Annotated in this window: 24 protein-coding genes; 18 read left to right on the top strand and 6 right to left on the bottom strand. The window is 41.9% G+C overall.

The annotated features are described in order from the left end of the window. Positions 1-10 precede the first annotated feature (10 nt). The 3 genes from def to J2Z66_RS14550 all read right to left on the bottom strand — a co-directional run bounded on the left by def (position 11) and on the right by J2Z66_RS14550 (position 1,477). Positions 11-526: a peptide deformylase gene (def, locus tag J2Z66_RS14560; protein ID WP_209972160.1), complete on the bottom strand. Its 516-nt coding sequence runs from the start codon at positions 524-526 to the stop codon at positions 11-13. A gap of 34 nt (positions 527-560) precedes the next feature. Next, the gene (locus J2Z66_RS14555; protein ID WP_209972207.1) at positions 561-800 is read right to left on the bottom strand and encodes a helix-turn-helix domain-containing protein; all 240 of its coding nucleotides are present in this window, start codon (positions 798-800) and stop codon (positions 561-563) included. A gap of 134 nt (positions 801-934) precedes the next feature. Beyond that, positions 935-1,477, bottom strand: coding sequence for a hypothetical protein (locus J2Z66_RS14550; protein WP_209972159.1), 543 nt, complete (start codon positions 1,475-1,477; stop codon positions 935-937). A gap of 255 nt (positions 1,478-1,732) precedes the next feature. Here J2Z66_RS14550 and glf point away from each other — a divergent pair, with 255 nt between their 5' ends. The 14 genes from glf (at position 1,733) to J2Z66_RS14480 (ending at position 20,010) form a co-directional block, all read left to right on the top strand. Further along, on the top strand, positions 1,733-2,857 hold the full coding sequence (gene glf, locus J2Z66_RS14545) for a UDP-galactopyranose mutase (RefSeq protein WP_312894558.1): 1,125 nt from the start codon (positions 1,733-1,735) through the stop codon (positions 2,855-2,857). A 59-nt stretch (positions 2,858-2,916) separates the two neighbouring features. Then, a complete protein-coding gene (locus J2Z66_RS14540) occupies positions 2,917-3,702 on the top strand; it encodes a hypothetical protein (protein WP_209972157.1) in 786 nt (261 codons plus the stop codon). A 198-nt stretch (positions 3,703-3,900) separates the two neighbouring features. Continuing rightward, positions 3,901-4,371 carry a phage holin family protein gene (locus J2Z66_RS14535; RefSeq protein WP_209972156.1) on the top strand — a complete coding sequence of 157 codons (471 nt, stop codon included), beginning with the start codon at positions 3,901-3,903 and terminating at the stop codon, positions 4,369-4,371. Between the two features lie 110 nt (positions 4,372-4,481). Next, positions 4,482-6,875, top strand: coding sequence for a helix-turn-helix domain-containing protein (locus tag J2Z66_RS14530; RefSeq protein ID WP_209972155.1), 2,394 nt, complete (start codon positions 4,482-4,484; stop codon positions 6,873-6,875). A gap of 149 nt (positions 6,876-7,024) precedes the next feature. Continuing rightward, complete coding sequence (locus J2Z66_RS14525) at positions 7,025-8,551, top strand: extracellular solute-binding protein (protein WP_209972154.1); 1,527 nt, start codon at positions 7,025-7,027, stop codon at positions 8,549-8,551. Between the two features lie 97 nt (positions 8,552-8,648). Next, complete coding sequence (locus J2Z66_RS14520; protein WP_209972206.1) at positions 8,649-9,599, top strand: ABC transporter permease; 951 nt, start codon at positions 8,649-8,651, stop codon at positions 9,597-9,599. A 10-nt stretch (positions 9,600-9,609) separates the two neighbouring features. Beyond that, complete coding sequence (locus tag J2Z66_RS14515) at positions 9,610-10,500, top strand: carbohydrate ABC transporter permease (RefSeq protein WP_209972153.1); 891 nt, start codon at positions 9,610-9,612, stop codon at positions 10,498-10,500. A gap of 66 nt (positions 10,501-10,566) precedes the next feature. Next, positions 10,567-11,994 carry a glycosyl hydrolase family 28-related protein gene (locus J2Z66_RS14510; protein WP_209972152.1) on the top strand — a complete coding sequence of 476 codons (1,428 nt, stop codon included), beginning with the start codon at positions 10,567-10,569 and terminating at the stop codon, positions 11,992-11,994. Positions 11,995-12,016: 22 nt separating this feature from the next. Further along, positions 12,017-13,072, top strand: a complete 1,056-nt coding sequence (locus J2Z66_RS14505) for a glycosyl hydrolase family 28-related protein (RefSeq protein ID WP_209972151.1) — start codon at positions 12,017-12,019, stop codon at positions 13,070-13,072. A gap of 226 nt (positions 13,073-13,298) precedes the next feature. Continuing rightward, a complete protein-coding gene (locus J2Z66_RS14500) occupies positions 13,299-15,548 on the top strand; it encodes a helix-turn-helix domain-containing protein (RefSeq protein WP_209972150.1) in 2,250 nt (749 codons plus the stop codon). Positions 15,549-15,729: 181 nt separating this feature from the next. After that, positions 15,730-16,494 (top strand): HpcH/HpaI aldolase family protein, encoded by a 765-nt coding sequence (locus J2Z66_RS14495; protein ID WP_209972149.1) that lies wholly within the window; start codon positions 15,730-15,732, stop codon positions 16,492-16,494. 16 nt (positions 16,495-16,510) lie between these two features. Then, positions 16,511-17,503, top strand: a complete 993-nt coding sequence (locus J2Z66_RS14490) for a DUF4432 family protein (RefSeq protein ID WP_209972148.1) — start codon at positions 16,511-16,513, stop codon at positions 17,501-17,503. Positions 17,504-17,539: 36 nt separating this feature from the next. Continuing rightward, positions 17,540-19,060 (top strand): extracellular solute-binding protein, encoded by a 1,521-nt coding sequence (locus tag J2Z66_RS14485; protein WP_209972147.1) that lies wholly within the window; start codon positions 17,540-17,542, stop codon positions 19,058-19,060. Positions 19,061-19,119: 59 nt separating this feature from the next. Continuing rightward, on the top strand, positions 19,120-20,010 hold the full coding sequence (locus J2Z66_RS14480; RefSeq protein WP_209972146.1) for an acetamidase/formamidase family protein: 891 nt from the start codon (positions 19,120-19,122) through the stop codon (positions 20,008-20,010). Positions 20,011-20,078: 68 nt separating this feature from the next. Here the strand turns inward: J2Z66_RS14480 and J2Z66_RS14475 are convergent, their stop codons facing one another. Further along, positions 20,079-20,537, bottom strand: coding sequence for a CPBP family intramembrane glutamic endopeptidase (locus tag J2Z66_RS14475; RefSeq protein ID WP_209972145.1), 459 nt, complete (start codon positions 20,535-20,537; stop codon positions 20,079-20,081). 365 nt (positions 20,538-20,902) lie between these two features. Here J2Z66_RS14475 and J2Z66_RS14470 point away from each other — a divergent pair, with 365 nt between their 5' ends. The 4 genes from J2Z66_RS14470 to J2Z66_RS14455 are packed head-to-tail and all read left to right on the top strand — an operon-like array spanning position 20,903 to position 22,480. Continuing rightward, positions 20,903-21,088, top strand: a complete 186-nt coding sequence (locus J2Z66_RS14470; RefSeq protein ID WP_209972144.1) for a helix-turn-helix domain-containing protein — start codon at positions 20,903-20,905, stop codon at positions 21,086-21,088. A 28-nt stretch (positions 21,089-21,116) separates the two neighbouring features. Continuing rightward, the gene (locus tag J2Z66_RS14465) at positions 21,117-21,797 is read left to right on the top strand and encodes a hypothetical protein (protein WP_209972143.1); all 681 of its coding nucleotides are present in this window, start codon (positions 21,117-21,119) and stop codon (positions 21,795-21,797) included. A 6-nt stretch (positions 21,798-21,803) separates the two neighbouring features. Continuing rightward, complete coding sequence (locus J2Z66_RS14460; RefSeq protein ID WP_209972142.1) at positions 21,804-22,340, top strand: accessory gene regulator B family protein; 537 nt, start codon at positions 21,804-21,806, stop codon at positions 22,338-22,340. Between the two features lie 17 nt (positions 22,341-22,357). Further along, complete coding sequence (locus J2Z66_RS14455) at positions 22,358-22,480, top strand: cyclic lactone autoinducer peptide (protein WP_209972141.1); 123 nt, start codon at positions 22,358-22,360, stop codon at positions 22,478-22,480. A gap of 51 nt (positions 22,481-22,531) precedes the next feature. Here the strand turns inward: J2Z66_RS14455 and J2Z66_RS14450 are convergent, their stop codons facing one another. After that, positions 22,532-22,906, bottom strand: coding sequence for a hypothetical protein (locus J2Z66_RS14450; RefSeq protein WP_209972140.1), 375 nt, complete (start codon positions 22,904-22,906; stop codon positions 22,532-22,534). 55 nt (positions 22,907-22,961) lie between these two features. Beyond that, positions 22,962-23,369 (bottom strand): helix-turn-helix domain-containing protein, encoded by a 408-nt coding sequence (locus J2Z66_RS14445; RefSeq protein WP_209972139.1) that lies wholly within the window; start codon positions 23,367-23,369, stop codon positions 22,962-22,964. Positions 23,370-23,559: the final 190 nt, after the last annotated feature.

Here is a 23,559-nt window from a genome sequence, read left to right as displayed (position 1 = left end):
CGTTTTTTCTTTATTTTTGATTGGATAAGCGGACAAAGCCGGAGAGCGGGACAGCCTCACCAGTCTGGTCATGATAAAGTGAATGATCTTGGATATGATCGATGTACAGCACTCCGTTCAAGTGGTCAATCTCATGCTGCATGCAGCGGGCAGTGAAGCCCTCTGCTTCCAGATAAACGGTCTCCCCGAGTCTGTTCATCGTTTGGAGACGAACATAATTGGCTCTCTTTACAATCCCTGTGTAATGGGGTAAAGACAAGCAGGCTTCCTGGCCAACCTGCTCACCGCTCATTTCGAGAATTTCTGGATTGATAAGCTCGATCAAACCATCCCCGCAATCCATCACAACTACTCTTCTAAGTATGCCTACCTGCGGAGCCGCTAGTCCGGCACGGCCATCGGTAGCATACAGGATTTCTCCCATTTTATCAAGCAAGCTTATTATTCTAGGATTCAATTCAGTTACAGGTTTGGAAATTTTCCTTAGAATGGGATCTCCAAAGGGAACTATGTTCTGTTGAGTCAAAGCCGTCAGCCTCCAGTTTTGTGGTTTGAATCTCTCAAGCGCCTTTTATCTTGTTAGGTGTATGGACCCATAAATCGTTGGGTGTACAATCCAGTGCTGTGCATAAAGCATCTAATGTTTCAGCCTTCATTTGTTTCGGTTGGCCTAGGAGCAGTGCGCTTACGGAAGGTGCAGATAATCGATAGCCGCTTTTTTCCTGTAACAAACGTGCTAAATGCGCACCTGACCATATGCCCTTGTCAGTCATTACCTTGCGCAGCATCCATACAAGTATGACATCACCCGCTTTCTCCTGAATTAGGCAGCACGTTAATATATTAGGTAACACCTAATATATCAGAAACAGAAAATAAAATAAAATACTTTTTCTCACTAGGAGAGATATTTTTGATGATTAACTGAAAAACATTATCCAATAGTTCGTACCGTTGATGCTTTTATAAAGTTTGCATAATCGATAACAACAATTCGATCTCTATTATCGATTCGGAAATTTTTCCATCTTGGTTCATTATTTCTTCTGTTAGTTAAATCATTTGGTGTTATTCCTGCACTTACAAATTCATCTTGCAATTTATATACTAGATCCTTATTTTTTTTATTTTCTGAAGACGACCCCATGATCTTCTCCATTATGCACCATCCATGACCATGGTCTACAACTTTGGCAAGATGATTTTTGATGGTGGGCAATGAGGATTCATATAACATGGCTTCTGATTTATTATCTTTTATACCTTTATTCGAAAAAGCAATTTTCAATACATAGCCGGTTTTTAGGTCAAAAACAATTCTACTTCTTCCTGTACCAATTACTTTATAAGAAATTTTTAACTTCCGCAAGGCATGATTACGACTGTACTTCTTTAGCTTATGATGCATTTCCTCTACTTTTTTAATCCACTGCTCAATTGTAACCAGATCACTTGGTTTTAAATATTTTTCACCCATTGTTACCTTCCTCTCTGAAACTTAATCTATCATAAGTATCGTATTCAAATGAAATTGGAATGTTCATATTAAAGATAGTTTAGTATTGTCTAATTCTGAAGTAGTAGATTTGTAAACCAATCTATCACACTCTACATCCAGAATTACAAATCTTTTATTGTTATAACAATATCAACTCATACACACACCTTTTATATTAATTTGAATATCCTAAACTATCTTTTGTAACTAATTCTTGAAATGGTGGTGACTTGCGTGAAAGTAGATTGGCTGATTGTCGGTGCTGGATTTACCGGAGCTACTTTGGCTGAGCGGATTGCTTCCCAACTGGGCCAAAAAGTATTATTGGTAGACCGCAGAGATCATATTGGAGGCAACTCTTACGATTGCTATAATGAGGAAGGCATCTTGATCCATAAATATGGATCGCACACGTTTCATACCAATTCATCTATGGTGTGGAACTATCTTTCTCGCTTTACAGAGTGGAGACACTATTTTCATAATGTGCTTGCCGTAGTGGATGGTAAGAAAATCCCCGTTCCATTTAATCTAAACAGTATATATGCTCTTTTTCCCAAAAAGTATGCAGAAAAGCTTGAGGAATTGCTTATCCAACATTATGGTTACGGAGTGAAAGTACCCATTCTAAAGCTTAGGGAAAGCGCAAGCGGAGACCTTAGCTTTTTGGCTGACTATATTTATAAAAAAGTATTTTACCACTATACCCTTAAGCACTGGGAGCTCAACCCGGAAGAGTTGGATCCGTCAGTCACTGCACGGGTACCGGTGTATATTAGCAGGGATAACCGCTATTTCCAAGACACCTATCAAGGTATTCCAAAGCATAGTTATGCGACTCTCTTTAGTCGAATGCTAAACCATCCGAATATTAGGGTACTCTTGAACACGGACTATAAGGAGATTATCGGAGATATCAAGTTTAAGCGGATGATCTACACCGGACCTATCGATGCTTTCTTTGATTACAAGCATGGAACCCTTCCGTACCGTAGTCTTCGCTTTGACTTTGATACCTTAAATCAAGAATATTTCCAGGAGGCTGGAACCATCAATTACACCAATGAGTATGAATTTACTCGCATTCTTGAAACAAAGCATCTTACTGGTCAAATCTCCCCAAAGACAACTATTACCTATGTTTACCCTCAACAATATAACCAGCAAAGCGAACCCTACTACCCTGTTCCACGCGCAGAGAACCGGCAGCTCTACAACCTATATGCAAAGGAAGCAGAACAGATTAAGGATAAAGTGCTTTTTGCTGGCAGGCTGGCGGATTATAAATACTACAATATGGATCAGGCAGTGGCACGTGCATTAACACTGTTTAAAGAAATCGCGGAAAAACGGAGTTAATCTCCCGGAGCTGATGGACGTAAGAGACACTCCAATACTAATTTAAGAGGTGAGGTCTTATGATTTGCTTTTCCTTGGTAGCCCATGAAAATGAGAAGGCTGTATGTAATCAAGTAGAAAATATTCGTCGTTTTATAGGAAGTGATTTCATGATTGTTTTATATAACGGAGGCACAGATAAAGAATTTGGCAAACAAGTTTGTGAAAAGTACAATGAAGTAAAATTGTGTCCTTATAGCAGACCCTTACAATACAGAAAAACGGGTAGAGTCTTATATGACGTGTCGAGATGGCTTAAGTCAATGAATATTCATTATGACTATCTGGTCTACTTGGAGTCAGATACCATGTTTATAAAAAAAGGGTTTAAGAATTACCTCTATAAAGTAATGAGGGGATACGATTTTATTGGGCAGCACTGGAGAAAGTACAAGCCTAGCAAAGATTGGCCTAGATCTCCTGGGACGAAGACGATGTTTAAAGATTGGAAGCGATGGGAAAAATATTTTAAACAAAACCATTTTTATAAAACATCGAACCCCTATCAGACCTATAGATATGAAATGATTCAAAAAATCTTGGAAATCATTGATGGAGAAAAACTAGAGGTATTATTAGCTGAAAGCCCGGTAGAGTCATTAGGTGAGATGATATTTCCGACATTAGCGAAAAAATGTGGAGCTAAAATACGAGAATATCCCATATTGTTTAAAAAATATAATCGTTGGAAGCCTGAGCTTAGCAAAAATGATGTTAAGAAAGCAGTAAAAAAAGATGATTTTATGTTTGTTCACCCTATCAAAAGTAATACTGTCCGAGATTGGATGATGAAAAATATTAAATAAAGTTGACTGATATATGTGTAACTTAGTGGAGATTAAATAAAAAGAACAGGGCGTAAGCTCTGTTCTTTGGTATGATTTACGATAATCTTGGGCTAATCACAAAAGCAATACTAGTGATTTTGTTAAAAAAAATAGGGGAACAAGCTGCACCTCTTAGCAATATAATATAAAGGGAAGGTGATTAAATTGAGGCAATCAATGCTAAAATTTGTTGTGGAAGCTTTGGGGATTTATACATCTCAGCACACTTTAGTTTCAGGAACGATCGCAATCTTAGGTACTATTATGACTAATTTGTATGGAGGCTGGTCGGCTTCTTTAGAGGCACTGATGTGGTTAATTGTGGGTGATTATACTAGCGGAATATTTGCGAGTTTAAGAGAGAAGAAAGGTCTTAGCTCGGCAATTGGTTTTCGTGGGCTAGCCAAAAAAGCTTTCATTCTCTTCGTTATTTTAATTGCGCATAAGCTCGATGTAGCTATGAATTCAGAAGTTATCATGCTCGGCGCCATTTACTTCTATATAGCGAATGAACTTATTTCCGTGACCGAAAACATGGGAAGAATAGGTATACCGGTTCCCGGTTCCATTATTAACGTGATTGCCGTGCTCAAAAAGAAAGAAGAAAAAGAGAATCAGGAGCAAAATCAGAAAAAGGAAAAAGAGTGATAAAATAGCCCTGGAATAGAAGCAAGTGTCATCAAAATACTATGCATGACAAAAATGTATTATAGCTAATTTCTAACCAGATCCCTATACTGGACATAGTTCGGGGGGTGTTGAAGCTGTTAGATAAAATGGTGGGTGCTGCCCAAAAAAGAGCTTTTCTGTTGAGATTAATTGCGTATACGCTGCTTGTATCTCTTACACCTCTTTTGTTAAGCAGCTTGTTTTTTTACTACAATACCCAGACTTCACTGAAGTCGGAACTTGATAAAGCCAACTCTAGTTATTTGAACCAGACTGCAAATGCAATGGAAATGCTGCTGATGCAAACCAAGAAAAGTATAGAACAATTTATGGTGGACAGCTCGCTTAAGGATTTCGAAATGTTTCCCAGGGGGCATTATTACGAGCATAACCCAGGATCTTTTGCAGACAAGGAATTGGTATTTCTCGAACGTTACTTAAATTTAAAGAAAAAGGTTATATGGAATCTCGAAAATTTGCAATACACGAACAATTTCATAGACTCCGTTTATTACGTTGAGCGTACAAAGGGCATTGTACTTGAACCCTTCGGAGCGCATCCGGGATCTTCGGAGTCTCTTACCTTTGAAGAAGCATGGAACCGTTTACCGGAAAATATAGATGTCTATCCTTTCTTTATGAGCCTGCGAAAAATCAAGGAGCCAAATGGAAGGTGGCATGAAGTTCTGCCAGTTCTCTATAAAACCTCCAACTCCAACAATTTTATTGTGGTCAATCTTCACGTAGAGAAAATGAACCAGAAAATGATTACTGAAACCAGAAGTGAAATGTCCCGCGCTTTTCTTGTTTTATCGGATCGTGGCCATATTCTGCTTCATGATGGTGTAGAAAGCAGCTATGAAGCCATTTTGCAGGATATGAAGGATCGAACTCAGCTTACAGCAAACCTGCAACCGGCAGAAATCATTAATAAGGGGAAAAATCTGCTGATCACGTACAAAACATCCTCTATGCTGGGCTGGACTTTTGTTAATGCCGTGGATTTAAACGACTTATATAGAGGGATCGCTAATTTACGTAGCGTTATTGCTGCAGTTTCCTTGCTGCTCTTGACTGTGACTGGCCTGCTTTGCATCTTCATGTCCCGGTCCATTTATACGCCTCTTCGGAAGCTGATTACCTATATCAAGAGCTTTGATACGACTGCTGAAATAAGCCAACAAAATAATAAGCGGATTAATGAACTCAATTGGATTCAAACAAGCTGGGATCAAGCGATTGATGATAATAAAAGTATGCGTGACAGACTGAAGGAGAGTTTACCTGCATACAAAGATAAATTCCTCGCATCTCTTATCATGAATCCTATTTACAGCAACGATTACATAGAGGAACGGATGGCTTTTTTGGGCATTGCTTGCAGACAGGATCATTTAGCGCTGCTGCTGCTATTTACAGAGGACGATCAGTCGACACCTGCAGATATTATGAGTAAAAATATTACTTCTATTAAAATAATGGACACTCTTGAGGCTCAGATAGAGGATTGCGGCAGCGGCTTCGTAGTTGAATTGGCTGAGGGGTGTATCGCTATCGTGATTCATCGAGATCCGAATGATCCCGGTGAAGTTTTTTCATTTGCCGAACAGATTCGGCAGGAGATCAAAGTGGAGTTCGATATTCACTGTACGATCGGAATCGGTCGGCCCTGCCCAGGCTGGAAGGACTTGAAGGTTGCTTATGAGGAAGCGAAGGAAGCCATTCTATGCCGCAATATTTCAGGAACAGGTGAAGTTATTTACATAGAGGACGTCAGGCTGGAGAGCAGGCAAGTATTTGCCTATCCGAAGAGCGCAGAAATGATTTTACACGGGTATGTGAAAAATGGTCAGGTCGAAAGCGCCAAACAGAGCTTGGAACAATGGATCGAAGCGATCATCATGCAGGATGAAGGAATTCAATACCGGCATGTGCAAGGCGCCTTTATGCAGCTTCTCGTCAATTTGACGGACATTGCTGATAATGTTCAGCTTGACCTGAATCAATCCATGAAGATACAAAATAATTTATACGCAGTCTTACTACAGCTTAAAGATATCGAGGAAATGGCCGCATTTATCGGAGAGATAATCGAGTGCACAGCCTTGCATATTCATGAAACTTTTCAATTAAAAAGTAATCTCCACGTAGAGGAAGTTTTGAGAATGATCGATGAGAGCTGTGGAGCTGATGTTACATTAACGACAGCGGCTGAACGGCTGAATTTGAATCCTTCTTATTTAAGCAGGGTTTTCAAGGAAAGCACAGGAGGAACTTTAATGGATTATTTAACAGGTGTCCGTATAGAGAAAAGCAAACATTTATTGACAGAGAGCAGCTTGAAGATCAAAGAGATAGGTGAAAGACTTGGTTACACCCAGGCTAACTATTTTACTAAGTTGTTCAGGTCGTACACAGGCTTGACCCCAGGTGAATACCGCAGAAAGTATGGAAATAACGATCTTAAGGATCTTAAAGACTAGTGTGAGTTGCCTATAGAGCTTTATTCCTGCTGTTTTTTTGATAAATGCCAATAGTAAAAAGATTACTCTTTTCATGAGTAAGAGGCTTCACTTATGATCGAGTTGGGCGCCCGGCTTACAGGAAACATATCGTTATAGGAGGTCATGAGATGTCGAGAACTTGGTCAAGAACGAGTATGTCTATGGTTATGATGCTTGTGCTTGTCATAGCTGGGATCGGATGCTCGGCAAAGAGCACTACAAATGCTGTAGAAACGACTCAGCCGAGCAAAGTTGAAAAGGTTTACATTTATGCCAATGCGGGAAATTTAGAGGTGGCTTCCTCCTTCTCCAAGCCTGAGGAGCTGGAACTGGTCAGGCAGGAGATTATTAAAAAGTCAGGCTTCGAGATCGTTCCGATCATTCCACCCAAAGGGGGAGGGGATAAGCTAAGCCTGCTGCTTGCTTCTAATGAGCCGCTTGACATTTTTATGGGCGATGTCGTGATGTACCGCAATCATAAGGCGATCCAACCGGTTCAGAAGCTGCTCGATAAACACGGGGCTAACATTCTTAAATTGTGGCCGGAAGCCTGGTCGGATTCATGGAAAGCGTTCTCAGATAAGGAAGGGAACGTCTGGGGAATTCCGAGCGCTCCTTCCTTGGCTTTGAAGCCGGTATTTCTGAGAACGGACTGGCTGAAAAAATTAAATCTGAGTATGCCTACAACCATTGAAGAATTCGAGCATGTACTGCAGGCATTCAAGGAAAAGGATCCCATGGGAAATGGCCAGACGATTCCGCTTATTGCTCCCGTAGATGCGCTCAACTTAGGCCTCGCAGGCGGGTTTATGGATATTGGCTATGGCAACTGGCTGGACACGGACGGCAAGATCAAGCCTGCCGAACTGCATCCCGGTTATAGAGCATTTATTGAGAAAATGTCCGAGTGGTACAAGAAAGGATATATCTATAAGGAAACCTATACGCTCAGTTCTGCAGGAGCCAGGGAGCTGGTGACAAAAGGCAGGGTAGGGGCAAGCTTGATTCATTATTCCCTTATTACGAATAGCGAGCATCAGCTGCAGCAAATTGTTCCCGAAGCCAAGTATGAGGTTGCTGCTGATCTAAAAGGACCACAGGGCTTTATTCAGACTTTGCCTGATACACCTACTCTAGGATGGCTGATTAGTAAAAATTCGAAAAATCCGGAAGCGGCGATCAAATTAATCAATTGGATTTATTCTGATATCGAAAATTACAATTTATTGTTTTATGGCATTAAGGATCGTCACTGGAAATATGTGGATGAAGAAAATCATGTGATGGAACAGCTGAATCAGGATTATGCAGGTGAGTTTCTGACCGCTTCAACGGTTGCCTACATGAAAATGACATCGTTTAGCGATCCTGCGCAAAAGCCGGAGTACGATTACCTCAGTACGTACAGTGGAGACACAAGCAGGGTTAAGAAGGGCACCACGGCTGATCGTTCTTTCCTCTACGATTATAAGCTGATTTCGGACAGTCTGCCGAATCAGGCTGACATCACAAGGATGACCTATGAGGAAATCGTTAAATTTATTACGGGCGCAAGACCTATGTCTGATTACGACAAGTTTATTGAAGAGCTTTACGCGGCCGGACTGGATAAGTGGATTGAGGTCTATACGGAACAGTACAACAATGCGAAATAAGAGGATATGACTCATATTTGGCACCGCCGTTACGGCAAAATGCCTTAAGCGGCGGAATCCGCATTTAGGAGTGGTAAGGAGTGGTAGCTTGGCAGTGATGACAAAGGCAGCAGCATTCAAACCCTTGACGAAAGGGCAGCGCAAACGAAGCTTGATGAGAAAATACAGGCTGTATTATTTCCTGCTTTTCCCTGGTGTTGTATTTTTTCTTATTTTTCATTATATTCCGCTTTACAGTATTATCATTGCCTTTAAGGATGTGTCCCCTTTTGACGGGTTTCAGGGGATATTTACAAGCGAATGGGTTGGGCTTAAGCATTTCAGAAATTTTACGAATTCCTATTATTTCTGGAACATTATGAAAAATACAGTTCTCATCAGTCTTTACCGGCTGATTTTCGGATTTCCCGCTCCGATTATACTTGCTCTTTTGATGAATGAAATCAAAAGCATTAAATTTGTGAGAGTGATCCAATCCATCTCCTATTTACCACATTTTATTTCGATGGTTGTCGTTGCCGGCTTGTTAACTACATTGCTGACAACGGATGGCGGCTTTATCAATGCCATTTTGCAGCAATTCGGAATTGAGCCGGTTTATTTTCTGGGCGATAAAAATTATTTTCGTTCTGTTCTCGTCGTTTCTGGCATTTGGAAAGAAATCGGCTGGGGGACGATCATTTATTTAGCTGCTATTACAGGCATTGACGCTCAATTGTATGAGGCTGCGACCGTTGATGGGGCAGGCCGCTTTAAACAACTTATTCACATCACACTGCCTGGCATGATGTTCATTATTGTAATTATGTTTATCTTTGCTGTAGGCGGTCTGTTAAACGCGGGCTTCGAGCAAATATTCCTGCTGTACTCACCGCCTGTTTATGAAGTATCGGACATTATTGACACGTATGTGTATAGGAGCGGGCTGGAGGATATTCAGTATTCATTCGCTTCTGCAGTAGGTTTATTCAAATCAGTGCTGGCACTCATTCTGCTTCTGGGAGCTAATTATTTGGCTAAGAGGCTGGGACAGCAGGGGATATGGTAGGTGGTAACAGATGAAACCAGGCGGAGAAACGCTGGCAAGCAAAGTGTTTGCTGCCTCAAATTATACGTTTTTAACATTGCTTTCTTTAACCTTTATAGTGCCTTTTATCGTTATTCTTTCAACATCCCTGGTCAGCGAGACAGAATTGATTCGCAGGGGGAATTTTATTCTCATTCCTGAAGCGCTCAACTTCTCTGCTTATGGGGCTTTATTAAGTAAAGGTTCAGCGATTTATCAAGCTTATGCAATGACTATATTAAGGACAACAGTGGGGACTTTTCTGAATCTGTTGATGACCTCGATGATGGCATTCGGCTTGTCTCGCAACCAACTGCCTGGGCGTAACGCCGTAATTACCCTGGTGTTTATTACAATGCTTATTGAAGGGGGGCTGATACCTACATATTTGCTGATGAAGGGGCTGCATTTGCTTGATACCTTTTGGGTGATGGTGATCCCTGGGTTGATCAGTGCCTGGTATTTGATCATTATGCGCAATTTTTTTATGCAAATTCCCGAGGTGCTGCTGGAATCAGCAACGATCGATGGGGCTTCGCCGCTGCGTATTTTGATGCAAATCGTTTTGCCCCTAAGCTTGCCAACAATGGCCACGATCGGATTGTTTTATGCGGTCGGGCACTGGAATGCCTGGTTTGATGCAACGATTTATATTAACGATTCCCGCTTGCAGCCGCTGCAGGTTATGCTGCGTCAAATTGTACTCTCAGCAAGCCCTGATGAATTGAAATTATTGGTTACACCCGGCATGTCGGGCCGGCCGACTCCGCAAAGCTTGAAGGCCGCTGCTATTATAATCACGACTGTGCCAATCTTATGTGTATATCCTTTTTTACAAAAGCATTTTGTGAAAGGTGTATTAACAGGATCGATCAAGGGTTAAAAGAAGACCAGCGCCGAAGGATTCAGCTTCATGTAACAACCACTATGAATATGGGAGACATGCGAAATGGATAAACATTCGGAAGTAATGCGTGATGGAGCCGGGCGGACCGGAATAAGCAGGAGAAAGCTGCTGGCTTCACTTGGGGCTGCCGGCATCGCCCTTGCTGCTGGAGGTGCGTTCCCGATCCAAACGGCAAGTGCCAGCACTTTTGACATTATTAATGTAAAGGATTACGGGGCTGTAGGTGATGGACTTGCTGATGATACAGCTGCATTTAATCTGGCTATAGCGGCAGCTTCAGGTGGAGGTGTAGTCTTTGTACCCAGAGGTGTCTACTTGATAGACCCGTCCCCTGGAATGGGTATTGTGCTTACATCGGGCATTAATCTGATTGGAGAAGGCGACAATGCAACCGTATTGACCGCTAAACCGACAGGGGGTTCTGTGATTCGGCGGGATTTTAACCTCTTTGGTACGAATGCCTATTTGCAGGATGTTTATATTGCACATATCGCAGTTGTACTTAACCATCCTGCTACTGCCTCGTCGGCCAATTATGAACAAATAGGTTTCGATTTCCGCAATATTACGCGTAGTACGATCTACGAATGCTACGCTGGCAACTTTACCCGGGGTACTTTGGGCAAGGCAGATAATCCTTATGTGGATATGGCTCAAGGGTACGGGATCGTCTTCGGTACTGTAGCCTCAGGATATTCCTGGTATGCAGGCGGTGAAGTGAATACAGCCGAGAGATGCACGGTATGGGGAGCCAAAAAAGCGATCGTCCTGGATGATTTGACTTTGTCGCCCTTATCTGGAGCCCATGCGACGGTCGTCCAAGCCTGTGATGTGCAGCTTTGTGAGTTGGGCATAGGCTCGGAATCGCGCTACACGGCAGGTATGGTGTTCGAAAATAATACGGTTCAGTATTTGGTCAATGCAAGAGGCAGCAGTAACACGACTTATTGTTATCGGATAGAAGGCTATGGCAATACGATAAGAGGCGCGTATATAGAATCTCAAGGCAATGATTATACCCTGTACCTGGGTAGTTATTCCACAAGAAATCAAGTGGATTTGGGCTATTATTCTTCGAACGGAGCCATTACTGATCTGGGATCATCCAACCTGATTCAATATATTGACGCTGATGAAGGTACCTGTATCAAGTCGTTTAATCAGATTGTTCATCAAGAGGCATGGGTGAAATTTGATCACACCGGTACTATTCTTGGAGCAAGCGGAGTGTCAGGAGTTACCAAGATCAGCACAGGTAATTATGAAATCGAATGGACGCATGCTTTTCCAGCCGCCCATTACTCTATCTCCGTCTCCAACTCACTGGACGGATCAGGAAACGCGGCTCACACGGCTGTGGATAACCAAACTGCAGGGCAAGTTACGATCAAAACGTTCAAGCTAGGTAAAAAGGGGGTTACATTGCCTGTGGACCTGCCAGCGGTTATCGTTCATGCGAGGTTAATTTAGCGTTATTTTTAGGAGGGGAAGCATGGAAAGCATGGAAAGCTCAGCCATAGCATCAAGAGTATTTGCATTAAACGTTACGCATTTTGGAGCAGTGGGAGACGGGAAGACCGATGATACCGAAGCGTTCAATCAGGCTATTCTGGCCGCGGATGGTGGTGGGACGATAGTTGTTCCGAAAGGGATTTATTTAATAGATCCTTCACCTGGCAAAGGAATTGTGCTGCGAACAGGCATTCAATTAATCGGGGAGGGGGAGAGCGCATCGGTTCTAACCGCAAAGCCAGTAGGCGGATCTGTCATTCACAGAGACTTTCTTCCTTCTGGTCCGAACGCTTATTTGCAGGACGTATATATCGCCCATATCGGCATCGTACTCAACCATCCGCCGACAGCCTCACCCGGAAACTATGAGCAAATCGGATTCGACTTCCGCAACGTGACACGCAGCACCCTCTGCGAATGCTACGTCGGCAATTATACCCGGGGGAGCCTTCATAAGCCTCCAGGAGAAATTGCAGATATGATCCAGGGCTATGGGATCGTCTTCGGTTCAACAGCATCAAGAGGGCCAGCCTATGCCGGAGGCGAAGTGAATTCTGCGGTGAGATGCACAGTATGGGGTGCGAAAAAAGCGATTGTGCTGGATGATCTGGCTTTGTCGCCGATGTCAGCGGCGCATGCCACGGTTGTACAAAACTGTGATATCCAAATATGTGAGCTGGGCATTGGCTCGGAGCAGGCTCATACAGCAGGCGTCATTTTTGAGAATAATATTGTGCAGGCGGTAACCCGGGCAAGGGGCAGCGGAAATGCTACCTATTATTATCGATTTGAAGGATACGGCAGCAAGATTGAAGGAGCCTATTTGGAAGGCTACGGACCTGAGGAAGGAAATGCCGATGGGATGGACGCCGATCACGTTCTTTTGCTCGGGCCGGATTCGAAGAGAAACAGGGTGCATTTGGGCTACTATACCTCAAAAGGAATTATTAAGGACATGGGAACATGCAATATCGTTGAATATTTGGATGAATCCGACGGCACTTGGGTCCAAACGTATAATCAAGCGGCTCGCTAGCAGTGGTATGTTGCTTTTTGTATAGGCTGGACAGGGAAATGGTGCAGGCTGCTCCAAATTATGCAGAAAAAAAGGAGTTGTATACCCAGAACTAGAAATAGTTAGTGTTGAATAGGCAATTATATAGCAATTATACGAGGGGCTAAATGGCTTGTAACATTAAAGGTGTTAAGCCCCTCAAAACTTAACATAGAGCAGAAATTAAATATAAAAAGGGGCGCTATGGATGGTTTTCAAATGGAGAAAGGCTCAGAGAAGCAAAAACCTGCCGACAAATTTCTATGCGAAGCTCATCTTTTACATTGTCATGATTGCCATACTGCCTATTCTTATTGTAAGCACACTGTCCTACTTGAATGTTAAAAAAGCACTGGAAAGTGAAATGAAGACCTGGAACCAGTATGTGCTGGAAAATTCGAAAAATGCGCTGGAGCTTAATTTTAATCAAATCTTATATCAAGCCGGTTATTTAATAACGAACAATATCACGAACGAATATGAAAGCGTTTATAATTCCATCGATTATGAAAATATGGCGGTTAGCTCGTTCAAACAGGATTTGAATGGGTTAAACGAATATTTATTTTTCAAAAAAAATATGATCAAAATGATGTCCTCCATCAAGATGAACAATAAATACATTGATGATATTTATTTTTTTGATAAAGAAAAAGATATGATCTTGAATTCCGAAGGTCATCAATATAATAAAACATCCTTTTATGATCAAGATGTGTACCAAATTCAGGAGAACAGCAAAGCCATCTTTAGCCGGATGGATATAAGGACTTTAAATAGCGGGGGCATTTACAAAAATATTGTGACGCTCGTCTATCGGACATTAAATAAAAATAATACTTTTGTCGTCAATATTAATATTAGCGCATTGTTCAATAGTACAATAAGCAGCTTGTCGATTCCGCATAATGATCATTTTATATACTCTAAGGAAGCAAATAAGCTTATTAGCAGCTCGGATCAGGGTAACGAACTTATCCTTGAAGAGATGGGTGGCGTAGATCAGCTCATTGCCTCGGCAGAGAAAGACCGGATCTTGAAGGACCACTATCTGGTTTCCTGGGTGAAATCGGAACGGCTGGGCTGGTACGTGTTTAATGTGAAAGATTTAAGAAGCTATTACAATAACCTGGAAAAAGCGAGAAATCTGGTACTGCTCTCAAGCAGCCTGCTGCTGCTGTTATTTCTTGTTCTGTCTTCTTTTGTATTAAACCGGATTTATTCTCCATTTAAAAAGCTGATTCTTGAAACCTTCAATATTCAAAATAAGCTGAATGAGAACACCCCTGTTTTACAACGTTTGTTCAAGTATGAATGGATTAAGGGGACCTCTTATTCACAAGAGGAAGTGGAGCGAAAGGCGAATGAGCTGAATTGTGTGCTTCCGAAACCAGACCTGTTTGTGCTGCTCGTACAGTGCGAGGACGGAAATAATAAGGACATGCAGGAAGCTTTTGATTCATTGCTGTTATCCCGGCTTCAGGGCTTTTGTCTGGATATCGATGGACAGCTAGCTTGTGTAGTTCATATGCCAAAGGAAGAGATCAAGCAGCTGGATATGCTGGTGCAGGCAGTTAAGGATGAAGTCAGTATGCGGTTAGGCATTCCGGTTGCTGTGGGCGTCGGCAGAGCTTGCAGCAGCTTGACAGAGCTGAACCGTGCCTATATCGAAGCTGCAGAAGCACTGAAATACCGGTTTGTCTATGGCAATGATGAAATCATCTTCTTTGAGGACATTAAGCTGTCAAGCCAGAAGCATATCAGCTATCCGGTAGAGAAAGAGAAGGCGCTAAGAAACTGCATTATGACTGGCAACACGGAGGATGCTCAAAATATTCTGAAGAAAATTATTGATGAATTGACGGAATCACAAAATGCGCTAAGCTCAGCCAAATTACATCAATCATTTCAAATGCTGATGAGCGGTATTTTGAAAACCGTTGATATGCTCGGCATTGAAATTGAGGATATTTTCGGTCCGCAGACGAATTATTTCGAAACGGTGAGCAGCAGCTTAAATAAAGAACAGCTTTACCTCAAATACTCTGCTTTAATCGAAGAAATTATGAAGTATGTGTCTACAGAAAAAACAAATAAGAGCAGCAAAGATATGAGCAAAATCATCGCTTTTATCGAGGGGAATTATGATAAAGATATTTCGCTTGTGGATGCAGCGGATGTAGTAGGCCTGAATCCATCCTATGTAAGCAGGCTGATCAAGAACCATACAACGAAAAGCTTTACGGATTACGTAACCGAGAAGAGGATGAGTGAAGCTGAGCATTTGCTGAAAACGACTTCTTCGAAACTGGATACGATCAGCCAGCAGGTCGGCTATCAGAATACGTATTATTTCATCAAGGTGTTCCGCAAGCATTATGGGACGACTCCCGCGAGGTTCAGGCAGGCCTATGCTGAATCCATTCACACGCAATCAGGTGAAATCAGCTTGGATTAAGTTTGAATGAAGTTTGAATGACGCTTGAATAAAGCTTGAATGAAGCAAGATTAAGTGTGGATTTGCCAAAATGTCATCAAATGACAGGAAGAGTCATAGATGTACTATTTATATCGGGTATGTTTTGCTGTAGGCTCAGCTTGAGCAGCAAATAACGATGGTGCAGGGAGAGGATTTTAAGATGAAGGGTAACGAGTTGGCGGAAAAATTGAAGCAGCGGCAAAAAACGTTTGGTACTATGATTACGAGCATTGCCTGGCCGGGAATTATACCTATTCTCAAGAAGGGGCCAATTGATTTTGTCGTATTTGAGATGGAACATAATCATTTCGATTGGGCTGAATTAGAAGCGCATCTTAGAACGGCGCATATGTTGGATGTGGCTTCTCTGGTCCGGGTGACGGACATATTCTATTATCAAATATCCAAAGCACTGGATCTTGGAGCAAGCGGAATTCTCATCCCGCGTATCGAAAGTTTTCAGCAACTGGAGCAGGTAATCAGCATGATGAGGCTTCCGCCGAGAGGCAGGAAAGGGGTTGGCGGCTACGATTTTGCTGTCGATGACCTGATCGAGAAATTATCTGCCTACAATGATGAGAAATTATTGCTGATCCAGGTAGAAACACCGAAAGTACTCGCTGATCTGGATCAAATGCTGGAAACCGGAGAAGTGGCTGGCGTCATTGTAGGTCCTTATGATCTGTCGGTGTCACTCGGTATTCCTGGACAGTTCGAGCATCCGCAATTTATGGAAATAGTAAATGAAGTGATCCGTATATGTGATGCACATAGCATTTCCTGCGGTATGTACATGGAAGGGGAAGAACGGATCAGGTACTGGCGGAATAAGGGGATGAATGTGATTTGGTCTGGAAGTGATATGGGATTTTTTGCTGCAGGGTACAATCAGCTTTGCCATATAATAGAGCTTTTAGATGAATAAGCGGGAGAGAAGAACATTGCGTGCAGGATCATCGGAATCCTCAGATTTATTTGGGTGCAGGCTTAAACAGGAAGTCGTGGAAGGTCACAAGGTGCTGGTTTTGGAAAATGAGGCGCTTCGTATCGGTATTGATGTTGACCATGGCGCACATATTTTTCAATTTATTGATAAACGGACACAAATGAATCTTTTATATGAGGACCCTAAAGGTTTAGCGAACCATGATGTGGGAGGTTGGTATGAGCTGTTTCCTAATGCTGGTAAGGCCTGCAGCTTTAACGGCATTGACCTTTCTGGCCATGGAGATGTACGCAGCTTGAGGTGGTCCTTTCGGATCGGGCGCGAGAGCAGGGAGGAAGCAGTAATTTCACTTGAAGCTACAAGTAAAGAACTGCCGTTAAAGCTGGAAAAAACGATTACGATCCGAAAGGAACAACCAACGGCATGGATTACAGAAAAAATTACAAACTTAAGCGATAAACAGCAGCCCTATCTATGGGGTCATCATGTTACGTTTGGGGCTCCTTTCATTAGCTCGCAGTGCCGAATTGAATTGCCTGACTGCAGAGTATACAAGCGGCCGGAATATGGTAATGATGCTTCTCGACTCGCTCCAATGGCCACAGGCACTTTGAGTAAAATAAGCGGCAAGGATGGGGCACCTGTGGATATGACGTACTTTCCTTCTGAGCCATGCAGTGAGATGCTTTTTATCGATGGGCTGAGTGAGCATTGGTACCGTCTATATAATGATGAATGGGATGTAGGCTGTCTATTAACCTGGGATGGCAGTACCTTCCCCTATTTGTGGCTATGGCAGGAGAACGAAGCCGCGCAGCATGCTCCCTTCTACGGTAGAACACGGGGCATGGCGCTTGAGCCGCAAGCATCGGCCGTACCGATGTTGGCAAAAGCACTTGAGGAAGGACAAGCGCCCTGTTTGCAGGCAGGAGAAAGCCGGCAATCTTTTATTCATCTGACTTTGCTTAACGAAAGGCGGAAGAGCTAGCGGTATCAGATATACAGGTTGAAAGGGGGGAAGGGAATGCATAAGAAATATATATTGTTCATCTTGCTTTCAGTTATGATCTTGTTGAGTATGGCTTGCAGCAATGATAGTTCTAAGACAAAGGGGAGTTCGGGTACAGCAAGTGAATCGGCGGCGGTGGAAGCGCAGAAAGCTTATATTTTAACGAAGGTAGAGGCTGGAACGGAGCTGCCCGATGACAAACTTGTCAGTGCGTATATTAGGGAGCAGGCAGGCGTGGAGCCTGTATTCATCAAGCCCCCTGCTGGGACTTACGATGAGAAGCTGAACATGATGCTCGCCTCAGATGAACCTCTGGATGCATTTATCGTGGGAGACTGGACTGAATTTCAGAAAAAAGGAATGATTCGCCCGATCAATGATTTGTTGAAACAGACTCCTGAACTCATGCGAACGTATTCAAAAGAAGAATGGGAAGCCGTTACCGATAAAAAAAGCGGACATATATACGCCATTCCTTTCGCCAATACAGCCAGTGGAAATGCGCCGAGAATTCGAAAGGATTGGCTTGATGCGCTGGGTTTGCAGGTACCTGCAACATTAGAGCAATTCGAGAAGGTGTTAGAGGCATTTAAAACAACGGATAAATTCGGTGAAAACGTCATCCCTCTAGCTACACATTTAAGTGTTTCTCAAATGGACCGTGCTTTTATGGGATTGTGGACCAAGCATGGAGATCATTCCTGGGTAGATACGGATGGAACTGTAAAGCCTGCTATATTAGACCCGGGATATAAAGACTATATTGCCAAAATGACGGAATGGTACGCCAAAGGCTATATTTGGAAGGAAGCATTTTCTCAAGAATTCACGGTTATTAACGACCTTGTTTTCCAGAATCGCGTTGGCGTATTGGCTACTTGGGTTTCTGTGGGGATCGGCGGGATGAATATGCTCATGAGCTCACATCCTGAAGCGGAGTATGTATTCCTTGATAAATTTGAAGGTCCGGCAGGTAGTGCCTACTCACTCAGATTGCCTTCCCGCCAAGGGGTGGCCGTCTCTGTAAACAGTAAGCATCCGGAAGCTGCGATGACATTTTTTAATTGGAGTGTTACGAACAAAACAAATAACAATGTTATTAATTTTGGCCTGCCCAATAAGCATTGGAAGTGGCTGGAGGAAAACAAAGGCATCATTGAGCGGATTTCGGGTGCAGACAAGCAATACTCGGGTATGTATAGTCTGGTCCAAGGTGGACTAAAGATGGCTTCTTCAGATAATACTCATTTGGGCAAGCTGTGGAGCGACTTTTACAAGTATGTCTCTGATACTTCTCTAGACTTAAAGAAGCCGGGGGATTACGGCACCAACTATGATGAGGCCAAAATCAGGGAGAGCGTTCCATCAGCGGGAGATATCGATAAGTTCAAAGATAAATGGCTGGTGAAGTTTATTACGGGCCAAGAGCCTTTGACCAAGTGGGACGCATTTATCCTTGATCTGCGTAAAATGGGTTTGGACAAAATGATCGAAGAACGTACCAGACAGTATAAGGAACAGAACCAATACCATTAATAAAACTAAAACGACAGTGCCCGGTGAGGCTGCCTGTAATGAAATGAGGGCGATTTGAATTGCGGAAAATAACGAAGGATATTGTTTATGAATACAATGATAGAGCCAATATACCAACAGCTTCTGTTGAGTTGAATGAGCCGTTTGTCGTGGAGACGGAACTGTCTACAGGAGACTGGTTGAAAAGCACGGATGATAAATGGGGACCAGGTAAATCTTTAAAGAACAATCCCTGCGCTTGTATCTATGTGAACGGTGCTAAGCCAGGAGACACCTTGCTCGTCCATATTGAGGATATTGTTCCAGGACCGATAGGGCATATGGCTTTGGAAACTTATGAAAGTGTATTTCCTGATATAGCGGAATCTATTTTTGGCCCTTTATTTTCCGAGACGGTAGAAATAGCAAACGGATATGTGAACATCAGCCCGCAGATCAAAGTGCCAATTAAACCAATGATTGGTGTTATCTCGACTACTATAGCAAATGAGGTGCGGAATCATATTGTCGCCGGACCCTATGGTGGAAATCTGGACGTTCAGGAAATTTCGGCCGGGGCTACAGTCTATTTACCTGTTTACGTAGAAGGTGCACTATTAAACTTGGGCGATGTACATGCCCGGCAATCAGATGGTGAGATCAGCGCGGTTGAATGCCGGAGTGAATTAAAGCTGTCTATTGGCATTGAGACTAACAAGAAGCCGCTCGCTTGGCCAAGAATCGTGAACAAGGACTATTGGATGACAGTTAGCTGTGCAAAAACGGAAAGAAGGGCCTTCGAGCTTGCCTTCAAAGAGCTGCTGGAATGGATCTGCGATGAACGTTCGATTTCGAAAAGAGAGGCTTATATGGTTCTTGCCGCGGCGATGGAAGCGAGGTGTACGGTTTATTTAAATCCGTTCCTGTTTACTTATATTTGTAAAATTAATAAAAATTGTTTTGTGGGATAAAATCAGCCGTTCAAATAAGTCAAATAAGGTACCTATAAAGAAGCAGCCGCTAGATCGGAATTATCCGCTCATGGGGCTGCTTTATTGTTGGTGATTTTCCATTCTCCCGCATGTTTTTGCAGCACTCTTGTTATGAAGATAGCTTTCATATCGTAAGCAATATGAATAAGGATGGGGACTAACAGGCTGCCGGTTGTAAAGTAGAAATAGCCCATAATTAAGCCAAATAAGCTTGAGCTGACCATCCCGCTAACCCCTTGCATGAAATGCCCCAGTCCGAAAATAATCGTAACGATCAGAAAACTGCCCCAAGGCGAAATAGAGAGGAGATCGCGAATATAGGTGTACATAAAGCCGCGGAAAATGATTTCTTCACATATGCCCACAATGATCGAGACAAAAATAAACATAAATTGCTGCTTAGAAGTAACCGGGTACAGCTTCTCGTCATAATTCTCAGCAACCTTCTCGCGGAGCAGTTTGCTGTAAGGAAGAATAATAAGCGGGATCACAATCGTAACGATCATATATGAGATTAGAATCCATGTGAGCACGCTTGCTGTTGTGTTGAACTGTAGGGGGGGGGTTGGAACAAACAAATTGTTTATAGGGTTCAGATAAATCACTACAATGGTTATACTTATGTAAATAATATAAAGCCTCAAGTAGGATCTTTCTTTTTCGTAGTCATTGTAGCTGGAATGGAGCTTCTTAACAGTAAAGTAATTTGATACGGGTATGAAGGCGAGGATAAATAAAAAAAGTATACTTTTTAGAAAAATATGAATCTCCTCCAAGGGGATACATTCGTTGACGACCGCCTGCGGTCATGCTAGTATGGTACCATAAAGACCGATATCGGTCAATTGATTAGTACGGAGGTCGCAGGTCTATGGACATAAGCCAATTGAGTAAAATCATCATGGGAACCGAAGAAGCAGCCAAGGAATGGGATCTCTCTCAGGATCATGTCAAGAAACTTTGTCGGTTAGGAAAATGCCATGCCTTGCAAGTCGGCAGAACGTGGATACTATTAAAGAATCAGCCAAATCCAAAAAAGAATGCAGGAAACATTTAAATGAGCAAGAAATCTGGGGGGAACTTCTATGTTTTTAACATTGCTTGTTAAATTAATAGCCTCATTTATATTTGTCACTGCACTTGTGATTATTAATTTTGTTATTTTTAAAATACCGATTAAGGGAAATGATAAACAGATCGTACTGCTTGCCCTGATTGTAGGTACCACTAATTTTTATTTTAAGTTTATTTTGGATTCATCTTACTTTATGCTCATTCAGACATTGGTGTATATCATCGCTTTAACTGCTCTTAGGGGATATCCCATTCTATATGCTTTTTTGGTGTGTACGATTGGATCTCTAGTTGTTTCTTTCATCGACGTCATTGTTACAATTGGAGCAATTCGATTAAATCTAAGCACGTTGGAAGCGATGCAGCAAAACCTGGGCCATTTTTTCTTTTTCCACATGTTAACGTCTGTGGTGTATGTAGTATTGGCGTTTATTCTGTACCGAAGAAAGATTGGATTTTCATTTTTAGTACGAAAATTTTATGTCATGGAGAAATACAATTTTCTGTGGATTATTTTATTGCTTGTAACAACCTTAATTCTGATCGTTGGAACTCAAGGTTTGAAAATATTTTCATTACAAGGCTACATACTTTTATTCGTTTTATTTGGATTAGTTGGAAGTCTTATCTATGGATATAGTCAAAACAAAAAAGCACTAAGAGAACGCTATGATATTTTCAAAGAGGAGTGATATGTTTTGGGCTATATCGAAAGATTAGCAGAATATTTAGCCGTTTCCATTCACAATAATCATCCTGAATCACAGATTGCGGTTCACAAATATGTGTTGACAGCCTTGTTAAATTTGATAGTGATCATTTCTTTAGTTCTCATCACGGCTGCTTTTCTTGGCCATTTTATTGATGCATTAATCTGTGTCCTACCCTTTCCAATATTGAGATTCGTCAGCGGAGGGATGCATTTTAAAAATGAATGGCTTTGCAATCTAGTTACATCCTTTTTTATACTTTTAGCCATATACTTACCAATTGATTATTGGTATACTGGTTTTATCATTAATAGTTTCGCTGCAATGATACTGCTTATTAATACTCCCAGTGGTGCCCAAGGAACTCTTGATAAGAAATTTTATCCTATTTTGAAAGGGATTGCATTTCTAATCGTTTCATCTAATTTTTTATTCCAATCTCACATTCTGGCCACCCTCTTTTTTATTCAGTCTCTAACTACTTTCAGTTTTTCACAAAAATTAATATACCGCTTTAAACTTTAGGAAAGGAGGGAGTGACTATGAAGAAAATAGCTGCAAAAGCTGCAAACACAATTTTGAACTCTATCGCCAAACAACTAGGCAAAACAAATTGTTGGTTTGGATGCTACCGTCAAGATGTCCCTCAAGAATTAATGAAATAATTACATAGAAAAGCGGGTTTCTCTGAAGCTGAGAACCCGCTTTTATTTTTTTCATCGTTTATTGCTTCCGAAAATAGATCCCTTGAGAAATACATCGATAAGAAGGCTGTTATATTTTTTGATTTCTCTGCCGATCCGATTTAATATTTTTAAATCATCCTTTACGACACAGCGTTCCACGCCTTTTTGTCCGGAGTTGTGATGTTGGATGAGAAGATATAAGGCTGCTTCCTGACTTTCAATGTCAACGCTGGCATTTAAGAATACTCGATACATATTAGGTGCTGTTGTTTTGTACACACCACAAAAGTCGCCGAGATCGTCTACATATAGCAGCTTGATGCCTTGGTGCTTGGCTAAAAGAAAAGGGCATTGGATACCAATTTCTGCGTACATATCGTCTTCTGTATGTTTGGCAGGATCCATAAAGTCAACTCCTCAATAAGCAAAAAGTAATTAATAGAGATTGTATCATAATTATCTATGTATGACTTCCTTTTTTTCCCTCTGCTAAATCCTCTAAAAAAGTAAATTCCATAAAGCGCATAATCGATCTAATTTTCATTTCTGTTAAATTGCCCTTTTTTCTAAAAAGCTCCTCTGATTCTTTCATAAAACGATGATACAAACCTTTCTCGTCCTCGGATAATCCATCGATATGATTATAGGCAAAAGTCTGAGAGGGAAATTCGGCTCTACCTAATAAGTAATCACAGGATACGTTAAATATATCCGATAATTGTCCTAACACATCGCTGGGTGGTGGGATTCTGTCAGCTTCATAACCAGCAATGCTGGATCGCTGCTTTCCTAATTGTTCTGCTAATTCATCTTGTGATAAATTGTTTTTTAGCCGCAGGTTTCGTATTTTTTCACCTAGCGTCGTCATGGGCTGCACCCCGTCCATATATTGTAAAAATTCTAAATTAATTATACAATGTCATCTATAATAACACAACGAGCTTTGTTTAATAGCTATTCTTTTAATAGCTCAAAAACGGTGAACCCTCACGCGGAAGTGAGGGTTTTTGGCGAATTTATGACTGAAATACAGGCTGTAAAGCTTACGTATATAGGCC

The organism is Paenibacillus eucommiae, assembly GCF_017874215.1.
GTDB lineage: Bacteria > Bacillota > Bacilli > Paenibacillales > NBRC-103111 > Paenibacillus_AI > Paenibacillus_AI eucommiae.
Note: the sequence above shows the minus strand (reverse complement) of the source record. Positions and strands in the feature narration are given on the sequence as shown.

What these genes read in the sequence shown, in the direction of transcription:
- J2Z66_RS14550 (WP_209972159.1), bottom strand. Translation starts at nt 1,477, where the DNA reads ATGGGTGAAAAATATTTAAAACCAAGTGATCTGGTTACAATTGAGCAG.
- J2Z66_RS14540 (WP_209972157.1), top strand. Translation starts at nt 2,917, where the DNA reads ATGATTTGCTTTTCCTTGGTAGCCCATGAAAATGAGAAGGCTGTATGT.
- J2Z66_RS14535 (WP_209972156.1), top strand. Translation starts at nt 3,901, where the DNA reads ATGCTAAAATTTGTTGTGGAAGCTTTGGGGATTTATACATCTCAGCAC.
- J2Z66_RS14525 (WP_209972154.1), top strand. Translation starts at nt 7,025, where the DNA reads ATGTCGAGAACTTGGTCAAGAACGAGTATGTCTATGGTTATGATGCTT.
- J2Z66_RS14520 (WP_209972206.1), top strand. Translation starts at nt 8,649, where the DNA reads ATGACAAAGGCAGCAGCATTCAAACCCTTGACGAAAGGGCAGCGCAAA.
- J2Z66_RS14515 (WP_209972153.1), top strand. Translation starts at nt 9,610, where the DNA reads ATGAAACCAGGCGGAGAAACGCTGGCAAGCAAAGTGTTTGCTGCCTCA.
- J2Z66_RS14510 (WP_209972152.1), top strand. Translation starts at nt 10,567, where the DNA reads ATGGATAAACATTCGGAAGTAATGCGTGATGGAGCCGGGCGGACCGGA.
- J2Z66_RS14505 (WP_209972151.1), top strand. Translation starts at nt 12,017, where the DNA reads ATGGAAAGCATGGAAAGCTCAGCCATAGCATCAAGAGTATTTGCATTA.
- J2Z66_RS14500 (WP_209972150.1), top strand. Translation starts at nt 13,299, where the DNA reads ATGGTTTTCAAATGGAGAAAGGCTCAGAGAAGCAAAAACCTGCCGACA.
- J2Z66_RS14495 (WP_209972149.1), top strand. Translation starts at nt 15,730, where the DNA reads ATGAAGGGTAACGAGTTGGCGGAAAAATTGAAGCAGCGGCAAAAAACG.
- J2Z66_RS14485 (WP_209972147.1), top strand. Translation starts at nt 17,540, where the DNA reads ATGCATAAGAAATATATATTGTTCATCTTGCTTTCAGTTATGATCTTG.
- J2Z66_RS14475 (WP_209972145.1), bottom strand. Translation starts at nt 20,537, where the DNA reads ATGATCGTTACGATTGTGATCCCGCTTATTATTCTTCCTTACAGCAAA.
- J2Z66_RS14470 (WP_209972144.1), top strand. Translation starts at nt 20,903, where the DNA reads ATGGACATAAGCCAATTGAGTAAAATCATCATGGGAACCGAAGAAGCA.
- J2Z66_RS14465 (WP_209972143.1), top strand. Translation starts at nt 21,117, where the DNA reads ATGTTTTTAACATTGCTTGTTAAATTAATAGCCTCATTTATATTTGTC.
- J2Z66_RS14455 (WP_209972141.1), top strand. Translation starts at nt 22,358, where the DNA reads ATGAAGAAAATAGCTGCAAAAGCTGCAAACACAATTTTGAACTCTATC.
- J2Z66_RS14450 (WP_209972140.1), bottom strand. Translation starts at nt 22,906, where the DNA reads ATGGATCCTGCCAAACATACAGAAGACGATATGTACGCAGAAATTGGT.
- J2Z66_RS14445 (WP_209972139.1), bottom strand. Translation starts at nt 23,369, where the DNA reads ATGACGACGCTAGGTGAAAAAATACGAAACCTGCGGCTAAAAAACAAT.